This is a genomic window from Streptomyces pratensis (assembly GCF_037137275.1).
In the GTDB taxonomy this organism is placed as follows: domain Bacteria; phylum Actinomycetota; class Actinomycetes; order Streptomycetales; family Streptomycetaceae; genus Streptomyces; species Streptomyces pratensis_B.
On record NZ_JBBBEN010000078.1, the window covers coordinates 23,039 to 31,092 of the forward strand.

The 8,054-nt window shown below is 72.9% G+C and carries 5 protein-coding genes; 4 read left to right on the forward strand and 1 reads right to left on the reverse strand.

The annotated features are described in order from the left end of the window. Window positions 1-77: 77 nt before the first annotated feature. The 4 genes from V9U70_RS09455 (at window position 78) to ftsY (ending at window position 7,505) form a co-directional block, all read left to right on the forward strand. Entirely contained in the window at window positions 78-290 is a 213-nt protein-coding gene (locus V9U70_RS09455; RefSeq protein ID WP_073213902.1) for a hypothetical protein, read from the forward strand. Window positions 291-611: 321 nt separating this feature from the next. Next, window positions 612-4,337 (forward strand): AAA family ATPase, encoded by a 3,726-nt coding sequence (locus V9U70_RS09460; protein WP_336674040.1) that lies wholly within the window; start codon window positions 612-614, stop codon window positions 4,335-4,337. 206 nt (window positions 4,338-4,543) lie between these two features. Then, window positions 4,544-5,962 carry a sugar porter family MFS transporter gene (locus V9U70_RS09465; RefSeq protein WP_336674041.1) on the forward strand — a complete coding sequence of 473 codons (1,419 nt, stop codon included), beginning with the start codon at window positions 4,544-4,546 and terminating at the stop codon, window positions 5,960-5,962. 340 nt (window positions 5,963-6,302) lie between these two features. Then, a complete protein-coding gene (ftsY, locus tag V9U70_RS09470) occupies window positions 6,303-7,505 on the forward strand; it encodes a signal recognition particle-docking protein FtsY (protein ID WP_336674042.1) in 1,203 nt (400 codons plus the stop codon). Between the two features lie 117 nt (window positions 7,506-7,622). Here ftsY and V9U70_RS09475 read toward each other — a convergent pair. Further along, window positions 7,623-8,054 (reverse strand): bifunctional DNA primase/polymerase (locus V9U70_RS09475; RefSeq protein WP_336674043.1); only part of this gene is annotated, 432 nt, incomplete at its 5' end.

Sequence of the window (8,054 nt, forward strand, 5' to 3'; positions counted from 1 at the left end):
TGCCGAGCGCCGCGGGCGCGATTCCCTGACGACCCACACCGCATCGGTCGGTCACTCATTGTGGAGGCCCATCCATCATGGCAAAGGCGCTTCTCGGTTACGTCGGCGGTTCCGACCCGCGACTCCTCGCCGAGATGCGACGGCTTCAGCAGCGCGTCCAGGACCTGGAGTCCGAGCTCACCCGGATTCAGGGCGAGAACGACGCGCTCAACGCCGCCGCGCAGCACCAGGAGTCACTGCTCGACAGCATCGACATCGACGTACCCCAGGGCGAGCCTGCGCTGACCTGACCGCTGCGGCCCTTGCGGGCCGGTCGGGCCGGGCACGCTCAACAGCCTCGGAACACCTCTGATTCATCCCGCGTCACGGACGACGTCTCCGAGACAGCGCGGCCCGGGACCACCGCGGCCGTCGATGGTCGGTGCCGATGTCCGATGGCCCTATTCACGTGCGTGGGGATCGCTGCTCGATCTCTCGCAGCACGACCCACAGGGACGCTTCGGCGTCCCTTTTTCTTTGCCTCCGCCCGGACGCTCCGACCCTCGCTTACCGTCTGATGTGCCCTGCCCCCTCACCGGTGAAACCGCGAGGGAAAGGTAGAGTCCGGCGGCGTGCACCTCAAGGCCCTGACCCTGCGGGGTTTCAAATCGTTCGCGTCCGCCACCACCCTGCGGTTCGAACCGGGGATCACCTGTGTCGTCGGCCCCAACGGGTCGGGCAAATCCAATGTGGTGGACGCGCTCTCCTGGGTCATGGGGGAACAGGGAGCCAAATCCCTGCGCGGCGGCAAGATGGAAGACGTGATCTTCGCCGGGACGACCGGGCGGCTACCGCTGGGGCGGGCCGAGGTGTCGCTGAGCATCGACAATTCCGATGGCGCATTGCCCATCGCGTACGCCGAGGTGACGATCACCCGGATCATGTTCCGCAATGGCGGCAGCGAATACCAGATCAACGGCGACACCTGCCGGCTGCTGGACATCCAGGAACTGCTCTCCGACTCCGGCATCGGCCGCGAGATGCACGTCATCGTCGGGCAGGGGCAGCTCGACTCCGTCCTGCATGCCGACCCGATGGGCCGACGGGCCTTCATCGAGGAGGCCGCCGGAGTGCTCAAGCACCGCAAGCGAAAAGAGAAGGCGCTGCGGAAGCTGGACGCGATGGGCGCCAACCTGGCCCGTGTCCAGGACCTCACCGCAGAGCTGCGCCGTCAGCTCAAACCGCTCGGCCGGCAGGCAGCCGTCGCCCGCCGGGCCGCCGTCATCCAGGCGGACCTGCGCGATGCCCGGCTGCGGCTCCTCGCCCACGACCTCGTGACCCTGCGTGACGCGCTGCGCGACGAGATCGCCGACGAAGCCGAACTGAAGAAGCGCAAGGAGTCGACGGAGGCGGAGCTGCGGGCGGCGCTCGACCGGGAAGCCGCGCTGGAGGGCGAGGCGCGCGGGCTCGCGCCCCGGCTCCAGAGCGCCCAGCAGACCTGGTACGAGCTGTCGCAACTGGCCGAGCGGGTACGCGGCACGATCTCCCTCGCCGACGCCCGGGTCCGCAGCGCCGCCGACGCCCCTGCCGAGGAACGCCGGGGGCGCGACCCCGAGGACCTGGAGCACGAGGCGGCCCGGGTCCGGGAGCAGGAAGCGGAACTGACCGCAGCCCTGGAGGCGGCCGAGAACGCGCTGGAGGACACCGTCGCCCACCGCGCCGAACTGGAACGCGAGCTGGCCGCGGAGGAGCGCGGGCTCAAGGACGCCGCCCGTGCCATCGCGGACCGCCGCGAGGGACTCGCACGGCTGCACGGCCAGGTCAACGCGGCCCGCGACCGCGCCGGTTCGGCCCAGGCGGAGATCGACCGGCTGGCCGCCTCCCGTGATGAGGCGCGGCAGCGCGCGGTCGCCGCGCGGGCGGAGTACGAGCAGCTCAGGGCCGAGGTCGACGCGCTGGACGCGGACGACGAGCGCCTGGCCGCCAGGCACGAGGCCGCTCGGGAGGCCCTCGCCCGCGCCCAGTCCGCCCACAGCGCCGCCCGCGAGGAGGCCACGGCCGCAGAGCGCAGCCGGGCCGCGGTCGCTGCCCGGCACGAGGTGCTGGCCCTGGGGCTGCGCCGCAAGGACGGCACGGGGGCGTTGCTCGGGGCGCGGGACCTGCTGACCGGCCTCCTCGGCCCGGCCGCGGAACTGCTCACCGTCGAGCCGGGCCACGAGATCCCGGTCGCCGCCGCCCTGGGGCCCGCGGCGGACGCGGTGGCCGTGGCGGACCCGGCCGCGGCCGCCGCGGCGATCCGGCTGCTGCGCGAGCGGGACGCGGGGCGCGCGGCGATGCTGCTGGGCGGGGGCGGGAGCACGCCGGGCGCGTCCGCCCCCCTGCCCGCGCAGAGCGGCACGTCGGCGGGCATGTCGAGCGGCGCCCCGGGCGGCCCGCACGACGGCGCGCTGAGCAGCGTTCCGGGCGGCGCACACAGCGGGACGCAGCCCGGGGCCGCCGGGGCCCTCCCCGCGGGCCGCGCCGGGGCCGTCCCTGCACAGGCCGTCGCCTCCGTGGCCGCCCGCCCCGTCGCGGAGTCGGTGCGGGGGCCCGCCGCGCTGGTGGCTGCCGTGCGCCACCTCGTACGGGACATGGTCGTCGTGGGGACGCTGGAGGAGGCGGAGGAACTGGTGGCCGCGCAGCCGGGGCTGACCGCGGTGACCGCAGAGGGGGATGTGCTCTCCGCCCACTTCGCCCACGGCGGGTCGGCCGGGGCGCCGAGCCTCCTGGAGGTCCGGGCCTCCGTCGAAGAGGCCGCGGCCGAGCTGGCCGACCTCGTGGTGCGGTGCGAGGAGCTGGCCGAGGCCCAGCGCCTGGCGGCTGAGCGGCGCACCCGGGAGGCCGCGCTCGTGGAGGAGCTGGGGGAGCGCCGCCGGGCGGCAGAGCGGGAGAAGTCGCAGTTCGCCCAGCAGCTCGGACGGCTCGCCGGGCAGGCCCGGGGGGCCGCGGGCGAGGCCGAGCGGATGACCGAGGCCGCCGCCCGCGCGCAGGAGGCCCTGGAGCGGGCTGCGGGGGAGGCAAAGGAGCTGGCCGAGCGGTTGCTGGTCGCCCAGGAGGCCCCTGCCGACGAGGAGCCCGACACCTCTGTGCGGGACCGGCTCGCCGCCGACGGGGCCGACGCCCGCCGGGCGGAGATGGAGGCCCGGCTCCAGGCGCGTACCCACGAGGAGCGGGTCAGGGCGCTGGCCGGACGGGCCGACGCGCTCGACCGGGCGGCCCGTGCCGAACGGGAGGCGCGCGACCGTGCGGAGCGGCGCCGGGCCCGGCTGCGGCACGAGGCGGAGGTGGCCTCCGCCGTCGCCTCCGGGGCTCGTCAGCTGCTGGCGCACGTGGAGGCGTCCCTCGTGCGGGCGGAGGCGGAGCGGGCGTCGGCAGAGGCGGCGAGGGGCGAGCGGGAAAGCGAGCTGGCCGCCGAGCGCGGCCGGAGCCGCGATCTCAAGGCGGAGCTGGACAAGCTGACCGACTCGGTCCACCGGGGCGAGGTCCTGGGGGCGGAGAAGCGGCTGCGCATCGAGCAGCTGGAGACGAAGGCCCTGGAGGAGCTGGGCGTGGAGCCGGCCGGGCTGATCGCGGAGTACGGCCCCGACCGGCTCGTGCCGCCGTCGCTCCCGGCGGAGGGCGAGGAACTGCCGCAGGACCCGGAGCACCCGCGCAATCTGCCGAAGCCCTATGTGCGGTCGGAGCAGGAGAAGCGGCTGCGGTCGGCCGAACGGGCGTACCAGCAGCTCGGGAAGGTGAATCCGCTCGCCCTGGAGGAGTTCTCGGCGCTGGAGGAACGACACAACTTCCTGTCCGAGCAGCTCGAGGACCTGAAGAGAACGCGGGCCGATCTGCTCCAGGTGGTCAAGGAGGTCGACGAGCGGGTCGAGCAGGTGTTCACACAGGCGTACCGGGACACGGCCCGCGAGTTCGAGGGGGTCTTCGCCCGCCTCTTCCCCGGGGGCGAGGGGCGGCTGGTCCTGACCGACCCGGACGACATGCTCGCCACGGGTGTGGACGTCGAGGCGCGCCCGCCGGGCAAGAAGGTGAAGCGGCTCTCCCTGCTGTCCGGCGGGGAGAGGTCCCTGACGGCCGTGGCGTTGCTGGTCTCGATCTTCAAGGCCCGGCCCAGCCCGTTCTACGTGATGGACGAGGTCGAGGCGGCTCTCGACGACACCAATCTGCAGCGGCTGATCCGGATCATGGAGGAGCTCCGGGAGAGCTCCCAGCTGATCGTCATCAGTCACCAGAAACGGACGATGGAGGTCGCCGACGCGCTGTACGGGGTCTCGATGCAGGGCGACGGCGTGTCGAAGGTCATCAGCCAGCGTCTCCGCTGAAACTTCACTCAATCGTCAGGGGTTCAACGATCGCTCCGGCCTCTTCTGGGTACGCGAGAGACCGCCCCACTGTTTGACTTCGCTTCTTGAAGACATAACCTCTGCGAAGTTGTTTTCACCTTCAAGTGGTGGTGGGTCGCCCGGTGTGACCCACTCAGTAGGCTCACCCCCCACGTCTGACTTGCGGCCAGGCATCAGGAGTTCACGTGACCAGCGCAGCGAACGGACCGGCGTCCGGAGCCCGAGCGGCCCATCCGGACCACCTCGGCCATGTCATCTTCATCACGGCGGCCGCGGCCATGGGCGGCTTCCTCTTCGGCTACGACAGTTCTGTCATCAACGGGGCGGTCGAGGCGATCCGCGACCGGTACGACGTCGGCTCCGGAACGCTGGCCCAGGTCATCGCCATCGCGCTGATCGGCTGTGCGATCGGCGCCGCCACCGCCGGGCGGATCGCGGACCGGATCGGCCGCATCCGCTGCATGCAGATCGCCTCGGTGCTCTTCGCGGCCAGCGCCGTGGGCTCCGCGCTGCCGTTCTCCCTCTGGGACCTGGCGCTGTGGCGCATCATCGGCGGCTTCGCCATCGGCATGGCCTCCGTCATCGGCCCCGCCTACATCGCCGAGGTCTCCCCGCCCGCCTACCGCGGTCGGCTCGGCTCCTTCCAGCAGGCCGCGATCGTCGTCGGCATCGCGGTCTCCCAGCTGGTCAACTACGCCATCCTGCAGCTCGCCGACGGCGACCAGCGCGGCGACATCATGGGTCTGGAGGCCTGGCAGTGGATGCTCGGCGTGGAGGTGGTCCCGGCGGTCCTGTACGGGCTGCTCTCCTTCGCCATCCCCGAGTCGCCGCGCTTCCTCATCTCGGTCGGCAAGAAGGAACGCGCCCGCCAGATCCTGGAGGAGGTCGAGGGCAAGGGCGTCGACCTCGACGCCCGCGTGGCCGAGATCGAGACCGCCATGCACCGCGAGCACAAGTCCTCCTTCCGGGACCTGCTCGGCGGCCGCTTCGGCTTCCTGCCCATCGTCTGGGTCGGTATCGGCCTCTCGCTCTTCCAGCAGCTCGTCGGCATCAACGTGGCGTTCTACTACTCGGCGACGCTGTGGCAGTCCGTCGGCATCAACCCCACCAACTCGTTCTTCTACTCGTTCACCACGTCGATCATCAACATCATCGGCACGGTGATCGCGATGGTGCTCGTCGACCGGGTGGGCCGCAGGCCGCTCGTCCTCATCGGCTCCACCGGCATGGCGATCGCGCTCGCCGTCGAGGCCTGGGCCTTCTCCGCGGACCTGGTCGACGGCAAGCTCCCCGGCACCGAGGGCGTCGTCGCGCTGATCGCCGCCCACACGTTCGTCCTCTTCTTCGCCCTCTCGTGGGGTGTCGTCGTCTGGGTCTTCCTCGGCGAGATGTTCCCGAACCGCATCCGCGCCGCCGCCCTCGGCGTCGCCGCCTCCGCCCAGTGGATCGCCAACTGGTCCATCACCGCGAGCTTCCCGAGCCTGGCCGACTGGAACCTGTCGGGCACCTACATGATCTACACCGGGTTCGCCCTGCTCTCCATCCCCTTCGTGCTCAAGTTCGTGAAGGAGACCAAGGGCAAGACGCTGGAGGAGATGGGCTGATCGCCCGACTCCCGCAGGCCCCCGCCACGGCCGCTCCCCGCCCCGGCTCATGCGCTGAGCCGGGGCGGGGGCTTGTGGAGCGCCCGCCCTGCCTCCGGCGTACGGGTGGCGCGGCTTCGCGGGCGGTGTCGGCCGGCACGAGGACACGCGCGGTCGCCGCGGGGCGGGGGAGGGGCCGAAGGGCCCGGCCGCAGCCCCGCGCCGGCGTGGACGGAGGCTCCCGACCGCACCGGACACGCAGCTCGGACGCGTCGGGCCGGAGAGACCCGGGCGGACCGTGACGGCACGGATTCGCACCTTCTGCGCTGCCGTGCCGTTCGTGGCCGATACTGGAGCCGTTATGGAAATCGTCATCCTTGCTGTAGTCATCGCCCTGGTCGCGGTCGGCCTGATCAGCGGGCTCGTGGTCAGCAGCCGCAAGAAGAAGCAGCTGCCGCCCCCGCCGCCGAGCACGCCGACCATCACCCCTCCCGCCGAGCCGCACGTCGGCGAGGAGGCCGAGACGCCGCGCGACGAAGCGCGGCGCACCATCGACGAAGTCGGCCTTCCGGAGGCCACCGCGCCCGCGGAGGAGGCCCCGGTCACCGAGGCTCCCGCGCCGCCCGCGCTGGAGATCCCCGAGCCCACCGAGGGCCGGCTCGTCCGTCTGAGGGCCCGGCTCGCACGCTCGCAGAACTCGCTGGGCAAGGGGCTCCTCACGCTCCTGTCCCGTGACAACCTCGACGAGGACACCTGGGAGGAGATCGAGGACACCCTCCTCACCGCCGACGTCGGCGTGGCCCCCACCCAGGAGCTGGTCGAGCGGCTGCGCGAGCGGGTCCGGGTGCTCGGCACCCGGACCCCCGAGGGCCTGCACGCCCTGCTCCGCGAAGAGCTGATCACCCTCCTCGGCCCCGACTTCGACCGCGAGGTCAAGACAGAGGGCGGCGCCGAGACCCCCGGCGTCGTCATGGTCGTCGGCGTCAACGGCACCGGGAAGACCACCACCACCGGAAAGCTGGCCCGGGTGCTCGTCGCCGACGGCCGCAGTGTGGTGCTCGGCGCGGCGGACACCTTCCGCGCCGCGGCCGCCGACCAGCTCCAGACCTGGGGCGAGCGCGTCGGAGCCCGTACGGTCCGCGGCCCAGAGGGCGGCGACCCGGCGTCCATCGCCTTCGACGCGGTCAAGGAAGGCATCGCGGAGGGCGCCGACGTCGTCCTCATCGACACCGCCGGCCGACTGCACACCAAGACCGGCCTCATGGACGAGCTGGGCAAGGTCAAGCGCGTCGTGGAGAAGCACGGCCCGCTCGACGAGATCCTGCTGGTCCTGGACGCCACCACCGGCCAGAACGGCCTCGTCCAGGCCCGGGTGTTCGCGGAGGTCGTGGACATCACCGGCATCGTCCTCACCAAGCTCGACGGCACCGCCAAGGGCGGCATCGTCGTCGCGGTCCAGCGGGAGCTGGGCGTACCGGTGAAGCTGATCGGCCTCGGCGAGGGCGCGGACGACCTGGCTCCGTTCGAGCCGGGCGCCTTCGTGGACGCCCTGATCGGCGACTGACGCACCACGCGCTCCGTCCGCCTTTCCCGCCTCTGCTGCCGCCACAGGGCCGAGCCTGCCGGACCGGCCGGTTCGAGCACGCGGGGAGGCGCCAGGCGGTGCGGAGCGGGACAGCCCTCAGGAGCGGTGGCAGACGTACGCCAGGGTCCCCAGCAGCAGCCGCGCCCGCGGGGGAGCGGCTGCCGTGTCCAGCCGCGGGGGGCGCAGCCAGCGGACCGGGCCGAGGCCGCCGAGGTCGGACGGCGGGGCGGTGATGTGCGTCCCCGGGCCCAGGGCGCGCAGATCGAGTCGGGCGTCGTCCCACCCCATCCGGTACAGCAGCTCGGGCATCTCGGCGGCGGCTCCGGGCGCGACGAGGAACTGGGCCCGCCCGGTCGGCGTCACCGCCACCGGCCCCGTCGGCAGCCCCATCCGCTCCAGCCGCACCACGGCCCGCCGCCCGGCCTGCTCCGCGACGTCCAGCACGTCGAAGGAGTGCCCCACCGGCAGGAGCATCGCGGCGCCCGGCGTCCGGGCCCACGCGTCCGCGGCGCGGTCCCGGCCGGCGCC

What these genes read in the sequence shown, in the direction of transcription:
- V9U70_RS09455 (WP_073213902.1), top strand. Translation starts at nt 78, where the DNA reads ATGGCAAAGGCGCTTCTCGGTTACGTCGGCGGTTCCGACCCGCGACTC.
- ftsY (WP_336674042.1), top strand. Translation starts at nt 6,303, where the DNA reads ATGGAAATCGTCATCCTTGCTGTAGTCATCGCCCTGGTCGCGGTCGGC.